This is a genomic window from Mesorhizobium sp. M3A.F.Ca.ET.175.01.1.1 (genome assembly GCF_004791945.1).
Lineage (GTDB): Bacteria > Pseudomonadota > Alphaproteobacteria > Rhizobiales > Rhizobiaceae > Mesorhizobium.
On sequence record NZ_SRTP01000003.1, the window covers coordinates 487,253 to 506,315 of the forward strand.

A 19,063-nucleotide genomic window follows, 5' to 3' on the forward strand; every position below is an offset into this window, starting at 1 on the left:
CGTCCACAAGGTGATCGGCCGCCTTCCGAATCCGGCCAATTCATGGTCCCAGATCGTCGTCCATTCTGTCATCGGCAGCCGCCGCCAAGTGTATCTTAGGGCAACAACAGGCATGATCATAATTGGTCTGCAAGGGTCGGCCCGTCGATCGGAGAGACCGGCCTGCGCGCCTACGGCGTGATCCGCGCCAGCTGTTCGAGATCGGTCTCCTCGCGCAGCGGATCCGGCGCCATCACTACCGATGTGGCGTTGTCGGCGTCGTCGGCGAAATGGGCGAGCACGGTGTGGCCCTTTTCCATGCGCGCCTTGCCCTCGGCGACCAGCCCCAGCGCCAGCGGATAGATCCGATGCTCGGCTTTCAGCACGCGGGCGGCGAGCGTGTCCTCATTGTCGCCGACCATCACCGGGACGGCGGCCTGGGCGATGACCGGGCCGTCATCCGTTTCCGGCGTGACGAAATGCACCGAGCAGCCATGGATGCGCACGCCTGCGCGAAGCGCCCGCGCATGCGTGTCCAGCCCCTTGAAGGCGGGCAGCAGGGCAGGGTGGATGTTGAGCATGCGGCCTTGCCATTTCTCGACGAAGCCGCGCGACAGGATGCGCATATAGCCGGCCAGCGCCACGATCTCGGCGCCGAAGCCGGTGAGCGCGGCATCGATCGCCGCATCATGCGCGTCCTTGCTCGCATGGTCGGAGCGCTGGATGACCTTGGTCGGTATGCCGCGCGCCTGCGCGACGCCGAGGCCGGCCGCATTCGCGCGGTCCGAGATGACGCCGACGATCTCGGCGGGATAGGAGGGATCGCTCGCCGCCGCAATCAGCGCCGTCATGTTGGAACCGCGCCCCGAGATCAGGACGACCGTGCGCTTCCTGCTCATAGGGCGATCGAGCCCCGATAGATCACGCCGGCGTCGCGCCGCGGTACGATGCGGCCGATCGGCGTCACCGTCTCGCCGGCCTCCTGCAGCACCGCCGCCACCTGCGCCGCCTGGCCGGAGGCGACGGCGAGGATCATGCCGATGCCGCAGTTGAAGGTGCGCATCATCTCTTCCGGCGCAACGCCGCCGGTCTTGGCCAGCCACGAGAACACCGGCGGCACCTCGATCGCCTCGAGGTCGAGCTCGGCGGAGAAATCCTTCGGCAAAACGCGCGGAATGTTTTCGGGAAAACCGCCCCCGGTGATGTGGGCGAGCGCCTTGATGCCATGCGTGTTGCGGATGGCCTTCAGGATCGACTTCACGTAGATGCGCGTCGGCTCGAGCAGCGCCTCGGCGAGACTGGCTTCATCATTGAACGGCGCCGGGTCGCTCCAGCCGAGGCCGCTTGCGGCCACGATGCGGCGCACCAGCGAAAAGCCGTTGGAGTGCAGGCCCGAGGAGGCGAGGCCAAGCAGCACGTCGCCTTCGACAATGTCGTCGGTGGGCAGCAACTGGCCGCGCTCCGCGGCGCCGACGGCAAAGCCGGCGAGGTCGTAGTCGTTGTCGCGATACATGCCGGGCATCTCGGCCGTCTCGCCGCCGATCAGCGCGCAGCCGGCCTGCCGGCAGCCTTCGGCAATGCCGCCGACGATCGCCGCACCCTGGTCGGGGTCGAGCTTGCCGGTGGCGAAATAGTCGAGGAAGAACAGCGGCTCCGCGCCTTGCACGACGATGTCGTTCACGCACATGGCGACCAGGTCGATGCCGATCGTGTCGTGTTTTCCCGCATCGATGGCGATCTTGAGCTTCGTGCCGACGCCGTCATTGGCCGCGACCAGCACCGGATCGGTGAAGCCGGCCGCCTTGAGGTCGAACAGCCCGCCGAAGCCGCCGATCTCGCCGTCGGCGCCCGGCCGCCGCGTCGCGCGCACCAGCGGCTTGATCTTCTCGACCATCAAATTGCCGGCGTCGATATCGACGCCCGCCTCGGCATAGGTGAGCCCGTTCTTGCGCGTGGCCGGATCGCCCTTGCTCATATCTGGCTCGTCCCTGTTTCCATTGCGGGCTCTTCGCATGAATGGTTTCGGGGAGCAAGGATGACGCGCTGGTAGGGGAGTTTTGCCCCCGATAAAAGCGGATATGTCGGCGGGACAGCACCCCCCTCTGGCCTGCCGGCCATCTCCCCCTCAAGGGGGGAGATCAGATGTCGCGGTCGCTTTCGCCAACCGCCATGGTTGGAACAAGAACACCGGCGTCGATACAGTCAATCTCCCCCCTTGAGGGGGAGATGCCCGGCAGGGCAGAGGGGGGCGCCTCGCGCGGACCTGCGTCGCCCCCTCCCTTGCGCCAACCTCCCATCTCCCTCATCTATTTCAGAACAAGCCATGACGGGACCTCGCGTGACCATACCCAACATGATCACGATCATGCGGCTGCTGCTGGTGCCCGCCGTGGTGTTGGCCATGCTGCAGGCGCGCTGGGACTGGGCCTTCGCCGGCTTCCTCGTCGCCGGCGTTTCCGACGGGATCGACGGCTTCATCGCCCGCCGCTACAGGCAATCCTCGCAACTCGGCGCCTATCTCGACCCGATGGCCGACAAGCTGCTGCTGGTCTCGGTCTTCGTGGTCATGGGCTTTGCCGGCGAGTTGCCGCTGTGGCTGGTGGTGATCATGGTCTCGCGCGACGCGCTGATCATCGGCGCCGTGCTGTTGTCCAGCATCATGAGCCACCCCGTCGAGATGAAGCCGCTATATGTGTCGAAGGCCAACACCGCCGTGCAGATCGTGCTGGCGGCATTGGTGCTTGGGGAACTTGCCTTTTCGCTGCGCCTCGACCCGCTCCGGCCGGTGCTGATATTGCTGTCCGGGGTCTTGACCGTGGCTTCGGCCGCGGCCTATCTCGTGGCCTGGCTAAGGCATATGAGCGGCTATGGCGAAGGCTCCCAGTCGAGCGACCCCAAGACCAACGCCCCCAAGACGGGCAAATCCGATACGGACACCTGACGGTGAAGCCGCGGCGGTCGCGGTGGCTGATGATCAATCGGCCGCGCTTCGCCGCCAGATCTTCTTCTGGCTGGCCACGGCCATGCTTCTGGCGTTGTTTCTCTATGTTTTCTCGGGCATCCTGCTGCCCTTCGTCGCCGGCATGGTGCTGGCTTATTTCCTCGATCCGGTGGCCGACCGGCTGCAGCGGCTCGGCCTTTCGCGGCTGATGGCGACGGTGGTGATCCTGATTGCCTTCATCGTCGTCGTCGTGCTGGCCTTCGTCATCCTGGTGCCGGTGCTGGCGACGCAGATGGCCGATTTCGCCCGCAAGCTGCCGGAATATCTCACCCGCCTGCAGTCGCTGATCACCAGTTTCGATCCGAAATGGCTGGAGCAGCGCTTCGGCGTCAACGCCGGCAGCCTGCGCGACGGGCTGAACTCGCTGCTCACCTCCGGCTTCAGCGTGCTGACCGCCGTCTTCACCTCGATCTGGAGTTCGGGCGTGGCGCTGGTCTCGGTGGTGAGCCTCTTCGTCGTCACCCCGGTCGTCGCCTTCTACATGCTGCTCGACTGGGACCGCATGGTCGCCGTCGTCGACAGCTGGGTGCCGCGCGACTATGTCGAGACGGTCAGGGCGCTCGCCCGCGACATCAACACCGCCACGGCTGGCTTCGTGCGCGGCCAGGGCACGCTCTGCCTGGTGCTCGGCGCCATGTATGCCACCGGGCTGACGCTCACCGGGTTGAACTTCGCCATCCTGATCGGCTTCTTCGCCGGGCTCATCTCCTTCATTCCCTATGTCGGCTCGCTGACCGGGCTGGTGCTCGCCGTCGGCGTCGCCTTCGTGCAGTTCTGGCCGGACTGGATGATGGTGGTGCTGGTGGCCTGCGTGTTCTTCGTCGGCCAGTTCATCGAGGGCAACATCCTGCAGCCGCGGCTGGTCGGAAAGAGTGTCGGCCTGCATCCGGTCTGGCTGATGTTCGCGCTCTTCGCCTTCGGCGCGCTGTTCGGGTTTGTTGGGCTGCTGATTGCGGTGCCGGCTTCCGCGGCGATCGCGGTGCTGGTGCGCTTCGCCATCAGCCGCTACCTCGAATCGCCGCTTTACAGGGGCCGCGTCGCCGAACCCGTGCCGCGTTTGCCCGCCGATCGTGACGGCGGCCATCGCTCGCAACCACGTCGCTGAAATGGCCGGCGAGCGCAACGATCCGCCGCGACAGCTGCCGCTCGACCTTGGCCACGGCACGGGCTACTCGCGCGACGAACTCGTCGTCTCCGGCACCAATGCTGAGGCCGCGGCGCTGGTCGACCGCTGGCCGGACTGGCCCGCGCCGGTGGTGGTGCTGGCAGGTCCCCCCGGCTCCGGCAAGACGCATCTCGCCTCGATCTGGCAGGCCCATGCCAACGCGGTCGCCATCGATTCGCGCAGCATCGGCGTGCACATTGCCGGTCTTGGCGCCACGCCGGCGGTCATCGACGACATCGACAGGGACCCGATCGACGAACAGGGCCTGTTCCATCTGATCAATGCCGTGCGCGGCGCCGGTTCCACCCTGCTGCTCACGGCGCGGCGCTTTCCCGCCGCCTGGCGGGTGACGCTTCCAGACCTCATCTCGCGGCTGAAGGCGGCGGCGACAGTCGAGATCCACGAGCCGGACGACATGCTTCTGGCCGGCGTCATCACCAAGCTGTTCGCCGATCGCCAGGTCGAGGTCGAGCCGCATGTCGTGCAATATCTGGTCAGGCGCATCGAGCGCTCGCTGGCGACCGCCATGCGCGTCGTCGAGCGCCTCGACCGCGCCGCGCTGGAGCGCAAGACGCCGATCACTCGCGCGCTCGCCGCCGAGACCGTCAGCGCCATGGACGAGGGCCAGGGCGAGTTCGATATTTAGAACATCGAGGAAGGCTGGCCCCGGGACTGCGCGCTCTTTACGCCCATAGGCCGGCCAGATGCCGAGCCAGCAGATAAATTCCGGTATGCGCCGCCACGTAGCAGGCGGCGACAAACACGAAGAACACCACGCCGACGGACCGGGACCGGGCGACGCTGCCATCCTGCCTCTTGCTCGGCCGGTTGTTCCAGACCCACAGCGCAGCGCACAGAATTGCCCAGACGATCATGACCGGAACCGTGAAGCCGTAATAGGCCAGGTAGGCCGGGCCAATCAGCGACAGCAACGCCTCGATAACAGGCATCCAGAGTCCCCCTTTTGCGGAAGTCTAGAGCAACTCCAGACAAACTGTGTAGCGGGTCCGATGTTGCGGGACGATGCGTCGTGGCTGTCCCATTTCGAGACCGTTTCCCTGGCATCCATCTTGCAGCGTGGAAGACGCCGGTTGATCCCGGTCCCGGTCGCGTTCCAGATCGGGTTGTAGGCTCGCCGGGCTTGAGGTTGTTGGGGACTCGCCCGGCGGGTTTACGGTCCAGGCAGATCGGCCGACCTTACCTGTGGCTCAGCCTTCACGCAGAAACCGCAATTGTTGCCGATTCCACTTCACATCGTAATGGAACAGCAGTTCGGGCTGAATGGACTTTGCCAATGGACGAGATCAGCCGGCTCGCGCCGATGTCCTCGATCAATGCACTTGTCACCTTGTACGGGCGGCACAAAGAAAAAGCCCCGCCGGAGCGGGGCTGCAATGCTGCAATTTGCAGCAATCAGAACTTGTAATTCAGGCCAATGCGAACGGTATGGAAGGCCACGTCGTTCTTGAGGGTAACACCGGGTTGAGAAAACACAGTCGATTTGCCGAGATCGGTGTAGAGATATTCGGACTTCAACGACCAGTTTGAATTGATGGCGTACTCGGCGCCTCCTCCGACGGTCCAGCCGGCTTTGGTCTTGGACGAGTCGATCCCGGCAAATTGGAGTTCGGTCTTGACCTTACCATAGGCCAGGCCGCCGGTGCCATAAACCATGAAGCGATCGACAGGCGTGTAGCCGATGCGAGCACGCACCGTGCCGAACCACTCAACCTTGGTCTCAAGCGGGGGTCCAAAAAAGATGCTGGAAGTCGCTTTGACATCGGAAGCCTGGAAGTCGGCTTCGATGCCATAGACCATCTGGCCCGACTGCCAATTGTAGCCGGCCTGAACGCCGCCCAGAAAGCCGCTTGCACTGATATCAGCAAAATCGGAGGTGACGCCGCCACTATCGAGCGGATGCTTGAAGTTGCCGAAGCCGCCGCCGGCGTTCACGCCGATGTAAGCACCCGTCCAATCGAAGGAGGACGCAACCGGCAGGGGTGCCTCCTCGCCATTGATCACGGCGTCTGCGGCATAGGCGGTGCCGGTCGCAAGGACGAGAACGGTTGTAAGAAGAAGCTGTTTCAACGGATGGCCCTTTCGTTGCCAAAGACTGCACTGCTGGAAGGGCGCTCGCCGATTTCAGCGAGAGGCGCCCGTCGCAAACCTTTCCAGGTTTGACGTCCAGGCTTAGGTAGGATGAATGCCCCCCGTAAGGGCCTGCGTACCACCTGAGCGCGAGTAGCCTTTCTGCCGAACTCCGCCGGTTGTCAACGCTGCCAATCGGGAGACGCAAGTATTTCTTTCAGAAGGTGCTGAAAAGCCACAGCGGCTGGAAGAGTGTCTGTTCTTTGTATTGCCGGAGCAGCCCGGGAGGCCAAAGGCAGGAGCGGCGCTATCAGCGGATTCGACCAGTTGCGTCGGGTACTCACAAACAAGTTCTTCTCGGCCCGGGACGGAATCAGGTCGGTCTGGGAGGCCGATCCTGGAATCCTATCCATGCAAGGCGCGATCGAAGAATGGTCGGAGTGGCGTGATTCGAACACGCGACCCCCTGATCCCAAATCAGGTGCGCTACCAGGCTGCGCTACACTCCGACGCTCGCGGCGTATAGGGTCCCGGCGCCGAGAAGGCAACCGAAAAACGGAAAACCCCCTTCGCCATCGCCATGCAGAAACGGCGCTCGCGCTGCCGCGCAAGGTCGCCCTGCAGGCTACAGATCGACCTTCGCGACCTTGTCCTTGTATTCCTGCTTGGGATCGTAGCCGAGCAGCAGCTTGATTCCCGATACCATGCTGGAGGCGTCGAGCCAGATCTCGGCCTGATCCGGGTCGAACCGCAGCGATGTCAGCTTCGGATCGTCCCTTCCGCCTTCGAACCACGCTGCGACATAGCGGTTCCACAGCCGGTCGATGACCACGCTGTTGTTGTCGACGCGCAGCCTGCCTTGCACGGTCGCGAAAAGGTCATGGCCTTTTGAGACGAAGGTCGCCGTTGCCTGGTCGCCACCGGCAAGGCCGAGGACGAGTTCGGTGTCCTTCGCCGTGAAGAACCAGATCGGGCCGTTGCGGTCGTCCTCCAATTGTGCCGTCATCGGTCGGGGAATGATGTTCGAGCCGTCAAGGCCGATCATCATCGTCATGTCGGATTTCAGGGCTTTCCAGAATTTCGCTTCCAGTTCAGCGGGTGTCGGCATCTGTTTTCCTTTCGCCAGAGAAAGGCAAACGACCGGCAGTCCTGTCTGTTCCTTGCAGCGCCTGGCCGCGGCGCTCAGCCCCTGGCGACCGCCTTGGCGATCGCCGCGCCCTGGATGCGGGCATTGGCGAAGCAGCCGCGAATGCTCGGCCGCATGCCGGTGAACCAGAGTCCCGGCAGCTTCGGGTCGCCGTGTGGGCCATTGAACAGGGGCACGCCCTTGGCGTCGAGCACGTTGAGCTTGCCCACCATCGTCTCCAGCCCCGTTCGATAGCCGGTGGCGGCAATCACGACGTCCGGCGAGATCGCCTGCCCGTTGTCGAGAACCACGCTGTCGGCCCGGAACTCCAGCACCTGCGGCACGACGATGATGCGGCCGGCCTTGATCGCGTCGACCGCGCCGTCGTCGGCGGCAATCGCCGTATAGTCGGCGCCGAGCCGGCTGGCGCCGCCCGACGGGGCAGGGGGCAGGCCGTATTCGCGCAGATCGCCGAAGACCAGGCGCTGCGTCGCCGCCATCGCAGCGTCCGCCAGCCTGACCGGCAGCCTTGCCATCAAGGGCGAGAACCGGTGCACGGCGATCTTGCCGATGCGCTTCGGCAGCAGCGAGGGCCCGTTGCGCGCGGCGAGCCACATCTGGCCGGTCTCGACAGTGGAAAGATGGTTCAGCGCGTCGAAGCCGGAATTGCCGGCGCCGACCACCAGAACCTTCTTTCCGGCATGATCGCTGGCCCGGCCGAAGTCGGCGGAATGGATGATCCTGCCTGAAAAATCCTCCATGCCCTTCCAACTGGGAATGAAGGGATGCCGGTCGCGACCGGTCGCGACCACCACGTGGCGTGCCGCGCGCGCTCCGGTGTTGGTCTTCACCAGCCAATGGTCGCCAAGGAATTCGATGCCCTCGACGACTATGCCGAAGGCGATCGGCAGCCGGTGCGTTGTCGCGAAGTCGTTGAACAGACGGATCACGGCGCTGCGATGCGGAAAGGCGGGCGTGCCTTTGGGAAACGAAACGCCTGGCAGTGTCGACAGATCGCGATGCGTGTTGAGATGCAGGTTCTCGTGGCGGCGATGCCAGGATTCGGCCAGCCGACCCTCGCGCTCCAGGATCTGGGTGGCGATGCCGGCCTCGATCAGCGCATGCGCGGCGGCCAGACCCGCGGCACCCGCACCGATCACGAGCGCACCGTCGAGGATCGCAGGCTCGCCGGTCCAGCCCGGCGAGATTTCCGCTTCCATGCTCATTCTGTTCTTTATCGTCGTCATGGCCGTCAAATGACACGGCCGTGTATCCGACATATGCCGCTGGCAGGGCGATGGGAATAGGCCGAGGTTGCACAGAACTCCGGCATTGTGTCGCGGACAAGGTCACCCGTGCGCCGGGTCGGCGTGCCGGTGCACCAGCTTGAAGCCTCCGTCCTCCAGCCGGAAGACCTCGGTTACGCGCAAGGTCATCTCGGCCGGCTGGCCGTTCTTGCCCATGCGTGCCTTCGCATGCTGCAGCCCGGTCCAGAAGGCCAGATCGCCGCTGGAGGAGGCTTGCAGCACTTCCAGATCGGAGCTTCCGCCCCGGTGGAAGCTGGCCGCGTCGCGCTCATAGCGACCGGCGACAGCGTCGGCGCCCTCGAGGTGGTCGCCGCGCGGCGAAAAGAACGTCGCCGGCTCGCTCTGGGTGACGATCGACTTCAGCGATGTCGGATCGCCGTTGACATAGTCTTCGGCGATCTTTTCGCGCTGCCTCATGAAGGCGTCGAAGGATGAGCCGCCCGGCCGCACCGCTCTTATCCAGTTCTCCAGCGCACCCATGAATTTTTCCAGGAACGCGGCGGTCTCGCCGTTCTTCACCGCGCCCTTGTCGTCGAGCAGCTCGGCGACATTGCCGATATAGGCTTCCGGCTGCTGCATCACCGGCATGTCGAGAAAGACGAAGGTTTGCCTCAGCGCCTGGTTGGACCCGAACGCCCCGATCTTGCCCGGGCTGACGCTGACGACGCCGGCGGGCAAGCCCTTGAAGACGCTTTCTCCATGTGGTCGGGAGCCGACGTCCAGGGCGTTCTTCAGGCAGCCCGGAATCGAGCGGTTGTATTCCGGCGTGACGAACAGCACCGCGTCGCAGTCGCGGATCGCGGCGCGGAAGCTCAGCCAGGTCGCGGGCGTTGTCTCGCCTTCCAGGTCCTCGTTGTAGAGCGGCAGTTCGCCGATCTCTATGAAGCGGCAGTTGAGCGAGTCCGGCGCGCGTGCGGCAAGCGCCTTGGCGATCTTGCGGCTATAGGATTGGGCGCGAAGGCTGCCGACGAGGATGGCAAGCTGCAGGACGGGGGTCTCGGCTGTGCTGGTCATGGCTGGCTGTCCGGTCTGGAGCGATGGGTGGCGCTGCTTCATGGCACGAGCGGCCGCGTTGCGGCCCTACGGCTGAAGCACCGCCTGACTTCGGTTAATGTTCCGGTCGTTGCGAGGTTCCGCCCTCGACAGCCGCGCTGCCTCGCCTGCGGCCTTGCCGCCGGCGCCGTTGCACAGTAATGACGAGTTGGCGCTGGGGCCCGCAGTGGGTTCGGTTGCGGCGCCGATGAAGCAATACCCCGCTTCGGGGCGTCAACGAGGTGGTCATGTCCGCGCGCATTTTCAGCCCAGCCAAAACCGCGATGCAGTCCGGCAAGGCCAAGACCGGTCATTGGGTGCTGGAATTCGATCCCGCGCAGCGCAAGAAGATCGACCCGCTGATGGGCTACACCTCGTCCGGCGACATGCTGAGCCAGGTGCGGCTCACCTTCGACACCCGGGAAGAGGCGGTCGCCTATGCCGAGAGGGAAGGCCTGGCCTTCCGCGTCGAGGAGCCGAAGGAGACGAAGCGCCGGCAGATTTCCTATTCGGACAATTTCCGCTATGACCGCAGGACGCCCTGGACGCACTGACCCTGACGTCGAGCGTCCTGGCGCAATAGCATCACCGGCCCCGGCCGGCAGCGGTCCCGTAGCTCAGCTGGATAGAGCACCGGCCTTCTAAGCCGATGGTCGCAGGTTCGAATCCTGCCGGGATCGCCAGTTTTCAATTGTCCGACCCGGAGACATAGGTAACAGCTTGTCCCTAAGACATGGGTGACAACCTCGTGCCGAACGGGTTGTCGATGGTCTGCAAGGTTCTCTGCTCCAGGTCGACGGGTGGCGGCACGTTCGTTGCCGCCAGCAATATCGACGCCGGCAAGATGCCTCAGGCCTGGTCGATGCTCACGCAACCAGTTCTGTTTCGTCCGCGGGTCCGCGCCTGATCACCCAGCCGTCTGCTGCGATGATCCGGACGCCGGTGAACTGGCAACAGCGCCAGGGCTTGACCGGCCGTTGCTCTCTGAAGTCGGCGTGCGGAGCACCCCATACTTCGAGACGAAATCTGCAGCCGGGCCGCGAATGTCGGTCATCGCCGCCTCTACTTGCTCTTCGGGCCAGTCCCACCATCGGATGGCCAACAGGCCGTCTATGACCTCCGGGCCAAACCGATACCGGATGATCTTTGCAGGATTGCCAACAACCACCGCAAAGGGCGGCACATCCTTCGAGACGACGGCGCCGGCTCCCACAACTGCCCCGTCGCCGATCGTCACTCCGGACAACACGATGGCGCGCGATCCTATCCATACATCGTTGCCGACGGTGATAGGACCTTTTGTGATATTGGCGGAATCCACGAAAAAGGTGGAGACCGAAGACGTCGGGTGTTCTCCGGCGGCTATGAAAAGTGCTCCGGCCGCGACTGCTGTGTAGCTTCCAAGGATGACCGGGGCTTCCGCGGTGGCATTGAAAACATTGGTGCAGTCAACGCCGTGGGTTTTGCGGCCCATAGTGACGTACTGGCCCGGGTATGGCTTCCGCAGACCCAACCTTGTTCGCAATTTTCTGAACATCGCCATGTGATAATCCCCCGCAACTCTTTGCCGGCGCAGCCGCTCCGGCCGGAGCGTAAGTAATCCGGGCTCGCGCCGCGCGCAATTTCGTTAGCCGCAATTCTCAATTGAAATCGAAGCAATCCCCAGGGACCGCAATTTCGCGCGGGCGCCGTCGTGAAGAACCCATGCCTCTATCGATCGTCCCTGCGAAAAAGCACTGAGCAGTCGATCTCGTCGTGAAATGGCGCCTGCGGATCGAGCACCAGCCAGGATGCATGGGTCCGCAGTTCCCTCAGCCTGGCGTTCTTCTCGAAGCGCGCCTGGCGCTCCGCCTCCTTTTGCAGCGAAAGATCAGGTTCGGCTTGGTTGCGCAGAGGTCTCATCGCAGTCATCCAGACACCCCGGCCGGGATCCTCGACCCGCTATTCGCCCAGGACGACCCCGGAGGCGACGATCTGCGCCGTCCGCGCCGTGAGTTTCTCGCGCTTCACCAGCCTGGGCTTCTCGTAGGTCTTCTTCATTCCGCCGTTCCGAAACAGATTGGCTTCGACCGACAGAGTGAACGCACTCGCCGGACTTGCGTTCCCGTTCTCGCCGCGCCCTGTGGATAGTAACGGCTTCTTTACCATGGCCCCATCCTTGCGTTGAAAACCGGCCTTCGACTCGCCGAAAAAGCAAATGCCTGGACCTTCAGGCGCCCTGGAGCCCAGCGGCCGACGTTTTCATGTATCCCCAACGGGCGCGTAAGCGAGGACGCGTTCGCAGTATACGTCGGTCGCGGATCGCCAATGCGGGGGTGACTACCAAGCAAGCCCGCTCCGGCCTGGGGGCCGAAACGGGCTAGGCTTGGTATGGAGCCCGCAGTCGGGCAGATTACGGAAAGTAGATCTGCCGGCAGCGGCAATGTGTCGAGGTTTTTGCGCCGGCGCCGGCCTGCTGGCAGGACCCTATTGGCTGTTATCCAAGGTTGGGCGGCACCACGGCATGATCCCGCAGTTGGTCAGGCGAGCAGGCCGGCGGCCTTTGCCGCCTTGCGCAGCGTCTTGCGGGCGTCGATCGGGCTTCTCAGCCCATCGAGCGCGTCGCGGCAGACTCGGCTCGCTGCCCGCCAGGTGCGGTCGCGCGCTCGCCGCGGCCATCGCTGGTCGAGACACTCGACGGCCTCGAAACAGGTTGAAACCTTGCGTTTTCCGCTTGGCTGGAAGTCGATCACGACTGGTTCGGAAAACCAGACATCGTTCATCACTTTCTCCATTCTTATGGTCGTCTTTTGAGCAAGCAATCGGCGCCGGGCGGCGCCCGATGGGATGCGGATCCGAGGGCGATAGGCGGATCCGCGCATTAACCATTCACGACAGATAATGTTCCGAAGAATTTGAGCGCGCTGGGCAGAAGAAAAGATCCGCCCGGAGAGGGCGGGGACTGGAGCCCGGATCGCCACCATTCGGCTAACGCGTGCTGCCAAACCATCCATCAAGACAAGGCTTGAAGCGCTTGGCCTGAATTCGTGCAGCGCAAACCGTCTCCAGCAAACTGGCGGTATGCGCGGTGCGGCGGATCACTCGACCAGCACATGCGCCTCGCGGGCGGCGCTTACGAAGGCGTCGCGGGCGTTGTCGGCCGGAACGTCGCCGCTCATTGCCCGGCGGCAGGCGCGCACCGCCGCGCCATGCAGGGCGCTGCCGGCGTCGCGCCACTGTCCCGTCAGCAACTCGACGGCCTGCTGCGCATTGGAAATGTGCCGGATCGAGCCTGCGATGCCGACGGCGACTTCGACCGGCTTGGAAAACCATCCCTGGACCATTGCGAAAACCCCTGATGCGTTTGACGCACTAGAACGCGGGGACCGCCTTTCGGGTTTCATCCAGCATTTCAACAGGATGTGAATGCGCTGTCAGGGGAGCGGGGCGGGTCGGCCAGACCGGCAGCGCCATCCGGCCGGCGAGCGGAATTTGCCAAATACGCCTGCGACGGCGGAACCCGTCGGCATTCAGGCGCGTTAGCGGCGCTATGATCAAGCGCACCTTCCTGGCCATAATCTTTGTGCAGGTCGCCCTTGCGTCGGCTTACGTCACCGAATTCGTGTGGGTGGAGGTCAACCCGGTGGTGGCGGCCGAGGCCAAGTCTCTAGCAATTTCCGTGGATAAGGAATTGGCGAAGCCGACGCGGCCATTTGCGCCCTGTCAGTGCCCTGATGCCGGACGAGGTCCGGGAACGTCCACCGTGCTGGTGCTTGCCGCCGGCAATTGAAAGCAGTGGAAATGTTACAGGGGCTCGGCGACGGGCAGACGCGTCGCAAGCAGCAGCGGGTCGATTATCGGCCGAGCGGCCTGCGTGAAAGCTCGATGAGTTCCGCCTCGTCGGTAATCCCAGCCATGTAGTTCGCGATGATGCGGGAGGCGCGCGCCTCTTTCTGCTGCTCGGTCTCGCCCTCGACACGACCGCTCTCGAAGACGCGGCCAAGCATGGCCGTCTCGGCGGGCGTGAATGTGTTTCGCTCAATGGACATGGCTTCCTCCTCGAGAGCCCTGCGTGAGACCGATTCAGCGCGCGACGCGCTTTATAGTTCCCGGCTAATATTATCATGGGTCAGCCTTGGTGAGGGAGCCCCTGCCAACTCTGCGATTCGAGCTATTGCCGCTGGCGGCGAAAGGCGTCAACCCAGGATCCTGCGTATCTTAAGCGCCGGTTCGTCCATGCTGAAGGCTTGGTGAGACGGCTGGTCCGGCATCCATCTGCGCACCCGATTTCCGCTGCTCCTCGTTATATCCTTGATGAGCGAGCGATCCGCTGATATTCATTAGCAGCGCGGAATTATTCCGAATCTGCGCCAACTTGCGCCGCGCAACATTGCGGCGCAAGTTGTCCGAGGCCAAGACCCCGACGTGGTGGCAACCGGGTTGCGAAGGGATCTTGGTCGAACAAGAAGCAGGGCCGGTTCCGATCCCAGTCGGAAACGGCTCATGAAATGCTCTGGAAGTCTGAAGCCATTGCCCCCATGGCCTCGGAAGAGCATGAACATGGGGAAATCGATGGTTACGAAGAAACTTACCGACAACGCGGAAAGCGCGGCAGCCTTTCTTGCGGTGATGGGCAACGAGAAGCGTCTGCTCATCATGAACTACCTGGCCGAGGGCGAATTGTCGGTCGGCACGCTTGCCGACAAGGTCGAACTCAGCCAGTCCGCGCTCTCCCAGCATCTGGCCAAGCTGCGCAGGTTTGGCCTGGTCGACACCCGCCGCGACCGCCAGAATGTCTACTACTCCTGCAAGTCTTCGGCGGCGTGCGAGCTTCTGAAGCTGCTCGACGGCTTGCTGGCCAAGGAAAAGCCGCTCGCCGGACCGGCGCGACAGGCTCTCGTCGAGAGGATGCGGCCCCCGCAGGCCGCCTGATCGGCAACCCGCAGGCGAGGCGGGCGGCCTCGTCCGGCGCTGGCGTGAATGCAGGCCGCACCGACCGCGCAGCGAAGTTGGTGCGGGCTCACGCTTGTTCCGCTTGTGCAATGGCGTTCGTCAATCACGTTTGTTTGAAGAGCGCCGGCCAAGACGAGCGCAGCTGCCCGTAAGCTCATGATAAGATTGGGCTTCCTGTGTGCGTCCGGTCGTCTTGGTCGATCGAAGTTCACGCATTTGTAAATCGCCCGACCGACAGCTGTTGGCTAAGTTCCCCGCGATCCACACCCCCGGATCACGTGATGGGCCGAACTTCCACTTTGGCGCCTCACGAGGCCTGCCGCTCCTGGGAGCGGCGGGCCTCCTATCTTTTGACGGATAGCAGCGGCCGCCTCATGGCGCCGTCTGCCGCCGGGTGATCACGCTGCGGACGGCGAGCACCAGCACCGTGACGATGATCAGGATCACCGATAGCGCGGCGATCGCCGGGTCGATGTTGTCGCGCAGCCCCATCCACATCAGCCGGGGTAGGGTGATGGCGTTGACCGAGGTGATGAACAGCGTCACGCCGATCTCTTCCCAGGACAGCACGAAGGAAAGCAGGGCGGCGGTGACGATGCCGAACTTGATGTTCGGCATGATTATCCGCGTCGCGCGCTCCCACACGCTGGCGCCAAGGCCGCGCGCGGCGAGGTCGATGCGGCGGTCGAGCTGGCTGAGCGAGACCAGGATCAGCACCGTGGCGAAAGGCACCGTCATCACCGAATGCGCCATGGCGACGCCGAGCCAGGTGTCGTAGCCAAAGAAAGTGGAGATGCCGGAGACGGAGGTGAGCAGGAAATAGAGCGTCACCGCCGACACCACGGGCGGCACCACCATCGGCAACAGCACGAAGCCGACGAGGGCGGCGGTGAAGCGCGGCTGGAACATCCACACACCCAGGCTGAAGGTGAGCGCCAGCACCGTGGAGAGCGCGCTGCTGACGACGCCGATCCTGATCGACAACAGGATGGAATCCAGCCAGCGCGGATCCTCGATCAGCGAGCGGTAGTGGCGAAGCGACAGTTCCCCGCTGGGCATGGTCAGCATGCGGCTCGGCGTCAGCGACACCGGGACGACGGCAAGCAGTGGCAGGAGCAGGAACAGCGCCACCAGCAAAGCGAGGACGAGCGAGACAGGGCCGGGGCGATAGGTCGGCATCCCGCTACACCAACTGCTTCGGTTTGACGGAACGGAAAAGCAGCGCCATCAGCGCGCCGACGAACACCACCAGCACGACGCTGATCGCTGCGCCCAGTCCCCAATCGGGGCTCTGGAAAATCCTGAGATAGATGAGCTCGGCGATCATCACGCTGCGGCCGCCGCCGAGGATGGCCGGGGTGACGAAGAAGCCCAACGAGAAGACGAAGACGATCATCGCCGCGCCGATGATGCCGGAGCGCGTCATCGGCACGAACACCGTCCAGAAGGTGCGCATGCGGCTGGAGCCCAGCCCGCGCGCGGCGAGCAGCACGCGCTCGTCGAGGCTCCGCATGGCCGAGGCCAGCGGGAACACGGCGAAGGGAATGAGGAAATGGGTCATGCCGACGACGACGCCGAATTCGTTGCGCACCAGGGTCAGCGGCTCGGAGATGAAGCCGATCGATTGCAGCCAGGTGTTGATCAGGCCCCGATTGGACAGGAGCGCCACCCAGCCGAAGGCGCGCGTCAGCACTGAGATCCAGAACGGCACCAGGATGCAGAATTCGGCGAGCACGCGCTGCACCGGGCTGCCGCGCACCCACACCACCGTGATCGCATAGGCCGCGGTGACCGACACGAGCGTGACGATCGCGGCGATGCGCAGCGTGCGAACGAACACCGACTGCACCAGCGGGTCGCTGACCAGCGCGCCATACTGACCGAGACCCGGTCTCGGCAGGGTGAAACTCCACTTCACCACACCGAGGAACGGCCAGGCATAGGCAAGCACGAGAAACAGGAGCAGCGGCGCCATCAAAAGCGCCGCGCCCATCCTGTCGGAGAGGGTGCCTCTCATCAGCCGGAAATCCTCGCCCGATCAGGCGGAGATGATCTTGGTGTATTCGTCCAGCGCCGCGCCGTAATTCTTGGCGTACCACTCCATGTCGAGCACGATCTGCTTCTTCATGTTTTCGGGGTCTACCGGGTTGATGCGCTTCTTGTCGGCCGGGATCAGCGCGTCGGTTGCCGGGTTGGCCGGGCCTTGGCCGAGCTTGTCGAACATCACCAATTCCTTCTGCGGGTCCTGGGTGCTGGCGATGAACTTCATCGCCGCTTCCTTGCCGCCCGGATTGTTCTTCAGCACGGCGAGCGCGCCGGGCGAGATCAGGCCCTGGTCCCAGATGAACTTGATCTGGCCGCCGGAGTCCTGTTCGATCAGCGAAGCGCGCGTCGACCACACGATCGCCATCGAAGCCTCGCCGTTGAGCAGCACGCTCTGGCTCTCGGCGCCGCCGCCCCAATAGGAGACGACGTTCTCCTTGAAGGCTGCGATCTTGTCGTGCGCGCGCTTGAGATCGAGCGGATAGAGCGAGGCCGGCGCGACGCCGTCGGCAAGCAACGCGGCTTCCCAGCTCGACACGCCCCATTTGTAGAGTGAGCGCTTGCCCGGGAATTTCTTCACGTCGAAGAAGTCGGCCATGCCGGTCGGCGCGTTGGAGCCGAATTTCTGCGAGTCGTAGGCGATCACATAGGAGAAGAAGTAGGTGGAAGCCGCATACTCCCAGCCGAAGCCTTCGCGCATCTTCTTCTTGTCGACGATCGAATAGTCGATCGGCTCGAGCATGCCCTGGCCGCCGAGCGTGATGGCCGAGAACGGGTCGACGTCGACCAGGTCCCAGGTGGGCGCGCCGCTCTTGAACTGCGCCGCAATCGCGCCTTCGGTCGGGCCTGAGCCGTCCATCTTGACCGGAATGCCGGTGTCCTTGGTGAAGGCCTGGCCATATGCCGCGTCGTAGGCCGTTATGGCGTCGCCGCCCCAGTTGACCAGCACCAGTTCCTTCGCCGCGGCGAAAGCGCCGGTCGAGCGCAAAAGCATCGGCGTGCCGGCAAGCACGAGGCCCGCAAGCTGCGCGAACTGCCGGCGCGAAATCTCGCCGCGCTTTGCCCTTTCGGCGAGCGATTGGATGGTTTGCTTCTTGGTGTCGTTCATGTCAGTTCCCCATGTTTTCGTTGGTCTGATCCGGAAACCGTGCGGCGAATTCAGGCCGCTTCGGCGCTCATTGTCCTCCGTCCGGAAGGAGGAAACCCTTCTCCGCCGGCCAGGTCAGCCAGACGGAATTGCCTTTGCTGAGCGCGGCCGCCGCCACCTCGTTCGGCACCGAGACGGTCACCTTCGCGCCCTGGCGCGTCGTGAGGTCGAGCTTGGTCGCGGCACCGAGATAGGTCGAGGCGACAGCGGTCGCGGCAATGCCGTTCTGGCCGGCCGCCGCCTCCGGCGCGATCGACATGTGCTCGGGGCGGATGGCGAGGATCGCATCGCCATTCACCGCCTCGGCCTTGCAGCGCATGCTGACCGCGCGGTCTTCGCAGAGGCCGGTGGCGCCGTTGTCGGCGGGTTTGACGCCCTTCACCGGCAGCATGTTGATCTCGCCCAGGAACTCGGCGACGAAGCGGTTCGCCGGCCGGTCGTAGACCTCCTCCGGCCTGCCCACCTGCAGCAATTTGCCATGGTTGAAGATGGCGACGCGCGACGACAGCGCCAGCGCCTCGCTCTGGTCGTGGGTGACGAAGACGAAGGTGGTGCCGGTCTCCTGGTGCAGCCGCTTCATCTCCGCCTGCATCTGGCCGCGAAGGCTCTTGTCCAGCGCCGAGAACGGCTCGTCGAGGAGCAGCACGCCCGGCTCGAACACCAGCGCGCGCGCCAGCGCCACGCGCTGCTGCTGGCCGCCGGAAAGCTGCGCCGGCAGCTTCTTCTCATGGCCTTTCAGTCCGACGCGCTCGATCATCTCGCCGACACGGCTTTTGATCTCGGCGGCCGTCTTCTTGCGCACCTTGAGTGGGAAGGCGATGTTCTGCTCGACGCTCATATGCGGGAACAGCGCATAGCCCTGGAAAACCATGCCGGCGGCGCGCTGTTCGGCCGGGCGGTCGGTGATGTCGATGCCGTCGCTGAAAAGCCTGCCTTCGCTCGGCTGCACGAAGCCGGCCAGGATCATCAAGAAGGTGGTCTTGCCGGAGCCGGAGGGCCCAAGCAGTGTCAGGAACTCGCCGCGGCCGATATCGAGCGTCAGATTGTCCAGCGCCCGGAACGAGCCGAAGCTCTTGCCGATCCCGTTCGCCTTGATCTCTGCGGCCCGGCCGGGTTGCTGCATCCTGGCTTTCCTCAGTGTTGGATGAATCGTAGGCACGCCGGCGGTTCACCGCAACCGAATAGTTTTCGCCTGATCGGCAAATTTGATTCACGGGTGGGGAGCGGGCGAGGCGAGAGGTGG

At 64.1% G+C, this 19,063-nt stretch carries 23 protein-coding genes and 2 tRNA genes; 7 read left to right on the forward strand and 18 right to left on the reverse strand.

The window, feature by feature from the left end; translation table 11 throughout:
- Positions 1–170: 170 nt before the first annotated feature.
- Together purN and purM are read right to left on the reverse strand one after the other, a co-directional pair.
- Positions 171–878 carry a phosphoribosylglycinamide formyltransferase gene (gene purN, locus EN818_RS10310; protein ID WP_095808750.1) on the reverse strand — a complete coding sequence of 236 codons (708 nt, stop codon included), beginning with the start codon at positions 876–878 and terminating at the stop codon, positions 171–173.
- Positions 875–1,954 carry a phosphoribosylformylglycinamidine cyclo-ligase gene (gene purM, locus EN818_RS10315; protein ID WP_095808751.1) on the reverse strand — a complete coding sequence of 360 codons (1,080 nt, stop codon included), beginning with the start codon at positions 1,952–1,954 and terminating at the stop codon, positions 875–877. Before purM ends, purN begins: the two co-directional genes overlap by 4 nt.
- A 363-nt stretch (positions 1,955–2,317) precedes the next feature.
- Between purM and EN818_RS10325 the strand changes: the two genes are divergently transcribed.
- Genes EN818_RS10325 through hdaA form a run of 3 tightly spaced genes read left to right on the forward strand, consistent with a single transcriptional unit; the run spans position 2,318 to position 4,791 of the window.
- On the forward strand, positions 2,318–2,920 hold the full coding sequence (locus EN818_RS10325; protein WP_095808752.1) for a CDP-alcohol phosphatidyltransferase family protein: 603 nt from the start codon (positions 2,318–2,320) through the stop codon (positions 2,918–2,920).
- 22 nt (positions 2,921–2,942) lie between these two features.
- Positions 2,943–4,085 (forward strand): AI-2E family transporter, encoded by a 1,143-nt coding sequence (locus tag EN818_RS10330; protein WP_348626991.1) that lies wholly within the window; start codon positions 2,943–2,945, stop codon positions 4,083–4,085.
- A 1-nt stretch (position 4,086) separates the two neighbouring features.
- Positions 4,087–4,791: a DnaA regulatory inactivator HdaA gene (gene hdaA, locus EN818_RS10335; RefSeq protein ID WP_095808754.1), complete on the forward strand. Its 705-nt coding sequence runs from the start codon at positions 4,087–4,089 to the stop codon at positions 4,789–4,791.
- Positions 4,792–4,828: 37 nt separating this feature from the next.
- On the opposite strand, the gene EN818_RS10340 is transcribed toward hdaA, so the two are convergent.
- The 6 genes from EN818_RS10340 to EN818_RS34285 all read right to left on the reverse strand — a co-directional run bounded on the left by EN818_RS10340 (position 4,829) and on the right by EN818_RS34285 (position 9,680).
- The gene (locus EN818_RS10340; protein WP_095808755.1) at positions 4,829–5,095 is read right to left on the reverse strand and encodes a hypothetical protein; all 267 of its coding nucleotides are present in this window, start codon (positions 5,093–5,095) and stop codon (positions 4,829–4,831) included.
- Positions 5,096–5,558: 463 nt separating this feature from the next.
- Positions 5,559–6,233: an outer membrane protein gene (locus EN818_RS10345; RefSeq protein ID WP_095808756.1), complete on the reverse strand. Its 675-nt coding sequence runs from the start codon at positions 6,231–6,233 to the stop codon at positions 5,559–5,561.
- A gap of 432 nt (positions 6,234–6,665) precedes the next feature.
- A tRNA-Pro gene (locus EN818_RS10350) sits at positions 6,666–6,742 on the reverse strand.
- A gap of 116 nt (positions 6,743–6,858) precedes the next feature.
- Positions 6,859–7,341 (reverse strand): pyridoxamine 5'-phosphate oxidase family protein, encoded by a 483-nt coding sequence (locus tag EN818_RS10355; protein ID WP_095808757.1) that lies wholly within the window; start codon positions 7,339–7,341, stop codon positions 6,859–6,861.
- A gap of 74 nt (positions 7,342–7,415) precedes the next feature.
- A complete protein-coding gene (locus EN818_RS10360) occupies positions 7,416–8,579 on the reverse strand; it encodes an NAD(P)/FAD-dependent oxidoreductase (RefSeq protein WP_095808758.1) in 1,164 nt (387 codons plus the stop codon).
- Between the two features lie 129 nt (positions 8,580–8,708).
- Positions 8,709–9,680 carry an NAD(P)H-dependent oxidoreductase gene (locus EN818_RS34285; protein WP_135904456.1) on the reverse strand — a complete coding sequence of 324 codons (972 nt, stop codon included), beginning with the start codon at positions 9,678–9,680 and terminating at the stop codon, positions 8,709–8,711.
- Positions 9,681–9,946: 266 nt separating this feature from the next.
- Between EN818_RS34285 and EN818_RS10370 the strand changes: the two genes are divergently transcribed.
- Together EN818_RS10370 and EN818_RS10375 are read left to right on the forward strand one after the other, a co-directional pair.
- Entirely contained in the window at positions 9,947–10,252 is a 306-nt protein-coding gene (locus tag EN818_RS10370; protein ID WP_095808760.1) for an ETC complex I subunit, read from the forward strand.
- 52 nt (positions 10,253–10,304) lie between these two features.
- Positions 10,305–10,381: transfer RNA gene (locus EN818_RS10375), tRNA-Arg, on the forward strand.
- 224 nt (positions 10,382–10,605) lie between these two features.
- Here EN818_RS10375 and EN818_RS34290 read toward each other — a convergent pair.
- The 5 genes from EN818_RS34290 to EN818_RS10395 all read right to left on the reverse strand — a co-directional run bounded on the left by EN818_RS34290 (position 10,606) and on the right by EN818_RS10395 (position 13,021).
- On the reverse strand, positions 10,606–11,241 hold the full coding sequence (locus EN818_RS34290) for a CatB-related O-acetyltransferase (protein ID WP_095808761.1): 636 nt from the start codon (positions 11,239–11,241) through the stop codon (positions 10,606–10,608).
- Between the two features lie 167 nt (positions 11,242–11,408).
- A complete protein-coding gene (locus EN818_RS10385) occupies positions 11,409–11,600 on the reverse strand; it encodes a hypothetical protein (protein ID WP_095808762.1) in 192 nt (63 codons plus the stop codon).
- 39 nt (positions 11,601–11,639) lie between these two features.
- On the reverse strand, positions 11,640–11,738 hold the full coding sequence (locus EN818_RS32630) for a putative RiPP precursor (protein WP_189523785.1): 99 nt from the start codon (positions 11,736–11,738) through the stop codon (positions 11,640–11,642).
- 479 nt (positions 11,739–12,217) lie between these two features.
- The gene (locus EN818_RS10390; RefSeq protein WP_095808818.1) at positions 12,218–12,460 is read right to left on the reverse strand and encodes a DUF982 domain-containing protein; all 243 of its coding nucleotides are present in this window, start codon (positions 12,458–12,460) and stop codon (positions 12,218–12,220) included.
- 315 nt (positions 12,461–12,775) lie between these two features.
- Complete coding sequence (locus EN818_RS10395) at positions 12,776–13,021, reverse strand: DUF982 domain-containing protein (RefSeq protein ID WP_095808763.1); 246 nt, start codon at positions 13,019–13,021, stop codon at positions 12,776–12,778.
- 206 nt (positions 13,022–13,227) lie between these two features.
- On the opposite strand from EN818_RS10395, the gene EN818_RS10400 reads away from it, so the two are divergent.
- The gene (locus tag EN818_RS10400; RefSeq protein ID WP_095808764.1) at positions 13,228–13,467 is read left to right on the forward strand and encodes a hypothetical protein; all 240 of its coding nucleotides are present in this window, start codon (positions 13,228–13,230) and stop codon (positions 13,465–13,467) included.
- A 64-nt stretch (positions 13,468–13,531) separates the two neighbouring features.
- On the opposite strand, the gene EN818_RS10405 is transcribed toward EN818_RS10400, so the two are convergent.
- The gene (locus EN818_RS10405) at positions 13,532–13,726 is read right to left on the reverse strand and encodes a hypothetical protein (RefSeq protein WP_095808765.1); all 195 of its coding nucleotides are present in this window, start codon (positions 13,724–13,726) and stop codon (positions 13,532–13,534) included.
- A gap of 523 nt (positions 13,727–14,249) precedes the next feature.
- Between EN818_RS10405 and EN818_RS10410 the strand changes: the two genes are divergently transcribed.
- Positions 14,250–14,609 carry a metalloregulator ArsR/SmtB family transcription factor gene (locus tag EN818_RS10410; protein WP_095808819.1) on the forward strand — a complete coding sequence of 120 codons (360 nt, stop codon included), beginning with the start codon at positions 14,250–14,252 and terminating at the stop codon, positions 14,607–14,609.
- A gap of 393 nt (positions 14,610–15,002) precedes the next feature.
- Here EN818_RS10410 and EN818_RS10415 read toward each other — a convergent pair whose 3' ends face one another.
- From EN818_RS10415 to EN818_RS10430, 4 genes are all read right to left on the reverse strand, one after another.
- Positions 15,003–15,809: an ABC transporter permease gene (locus EN818_RS10415; RefSeq protein WP_095808766.1), complete on the reverse strand. Its 807-nt coding sequence runs from the start codon at positions 15,807–15,809 to the stop codon at positions 15,003–15,005.
- 4 nt (positions 15,810–15,813) lie between these two features.
- Positions 15,814–16,647 (reverse strand): ABC transporter permease, encoded by an 834-nt coding sequence (locus EN818_RS10420; protein WP_095808767.1) that lies wholly within the window; start codon positions 16,645–16,647, stop codon positions 15,814–15,816.
- A 21-nt stretch (positions 16,648–16,668) separates the two neighbouring features.
- Positions 16,669–17,781 carry an ABC transporter substrate-binding protein gene (locus tag EN818_RS10425; RefSeq protein WP_095808768.1) on the reverse strand — a complete coding sequence of 371 codons (1,113 nt, stop codon included), beginning with the start codon at positions 17,779–17,781 and terminating at the stop codon, positions 16,669–16,671.
- Positions 17,782–17,848: 67 nt separating this feature from the next.
- Complete coding sequence (locus EN818_RS10430) at positions 17,849–18,943, reverse strand: ABC transporter ATP-binding protein (RefSeq protein WP_095808769.1); 1,095 nt, start codon at positions 18,941–18,943, stop codon at positions 17,849–17,851.
- Positions 18,944–19,063: the final 120 nt, after the last annotated feature.

Excerpts from the sequence above, each read along its gene's own strand:
- purN (WP_095808750.1), bottom strand. The coding sequence starts at position 878 with ATGAGCAGGAAGCGCACGGTCGTCCTGATCTCGGGGCGCGGTTCCAAC.
- purM (WP_095808751.1), bottom strand. The coding sequence starts at position 1,954 with ATGAGCAAGGGCGATCCGGCCACGCGCAAGAACGGGCTCACCTATGCC.
- hdaA (WP_095808754.1), top strand. The coding sequence starts at position 4,087 with ATGGCCGGCGAGCGCAACGATCCGCCGCGACAGCTGCCGCTCGACCTT.
- EN818_RS10340 (WP_095808755.1), bottom strand. The coding sequence starts at position 5,095 with ATGCCTGTTATCGAGGCGTTGCTGTCGCTGATTGGCCCGGCCTACCTG.
- EN818_RS10355 (WP_095808757.1), bottom strand. The coding sequence starts at position 7,341 with ATGCCGACACCCGCTGAACTGGAAGCGAAATTCTGGAAAGCCCTGAAA.
- EN818_RS10360 (WP_095808758.1), bottom strand. The coding sequence starts at position 8,579 with ATGGAAGCGGAAATCTCGCCGGGCTGGACCGGCGAGCCTGCGATCCTC.
- EN818_RS34285 (WP_135904456.1), bottom strand. The coding sequence starts at position 9,680 with ATGACCAGCACAGCCGAGACCCCCGTCCTGCAGCTTGCCATCCTCGTC.
- EN818_RS10370 (WP_095808760.1), top strand. The coding sequence starts at position 9,947 with ATGTCCGCGCGCATTTTCAGCCCAGCCAAAACCGCGATGCAGTCCGGC.
- EN818_RS34290 (WP_095808761.1), bottom strand. The coding sequence starts at position 11,241 with ATGGCGATGTTCAGAAAATTGCGAACAAGGTTGGGTCTGCGGAAGCCA.
- EN818_RS10385 (WP_095808762.1), bottom strand. The coding sequence starts at position 11,600 with ATGAGACCTCTGCGCAACCAAGCCGAACCTGATCTTTCGCTGCAAAAG.
- EN818_RS32630 (WP_189523785.1), bottom strand. The coding sequence starts at position 11,738 with ATGAAGAAGACCTACGAGAAGCCCAGGCTGGTGAAGCGCGAGAAACTC.
- EN818_RS10390 (WP_095808818.1), bottom strand. The coding sequence starts at position 12,460 with ATGAACGATGTCTGGTTTTCCGAACCAGTCGTGATCGACTTCCAGCCA.
- EN818_RS10395 (WP_095808763.1), bottom strand. The coding sequence starts at position 13,021 with ATGGTCCAGGGATGGTTTTCCAAGCCGGTCGAAGTCGCCGTCGGCATC.
- EN818_RS10400 (WP_095808764.1), top strand. The coding sequence starts at position 13,228 with ATGATCAAGCGCACCTTCCTGGCCATAATCTTTGTGCAGGTCGCCCTT.
- EN818_RS10405 (WP_095808765.1), bottom strand. The coding sequence starts at position 13,726 with ATGTCCATTGAGCGAAACACATTCACGCCCGCCGAGACGGCCATGCTT.
- EN818_RS10410 (WP_095808819.1), top strand. The coding sequence starts at position 14,250 with ATGGTTACGAAGAAACTTACCGACAACGCGGAAAGCGCGGCAGCCTTT.
- EN818_RS10415 (WP_095808766.1), bottom strand. The coding sequence starts at position 15,809 with ATGCCGACCTATCGCCCCGGCCCTGTCTCGCTCGTCCTCGCTTTGCTG.
- EN818_RS10420 (WP_095808767.1), bottom strand. The coding sequence starts at position 16,647 with ATGAGAGGCACCCTCTCCGACAGGATGGGCGCGGCGCTTTTGATGGCG.
- EN818_RS10425 (WP_095808768.1), bottom strand. The coding sequence starts at position 17,781 with ATGAACGACACCAAGAAGCAAACCATCCAATCGCTCGCCGAAAGGGCA.
- EN818_RS10430 (WP_095808769.1), bottom strand. The coding sequence starts at position 18,943 with ATGCAGCAACCCGGCCGGGCCGCAGAGATCAAGGCGAACGGGATCGGC.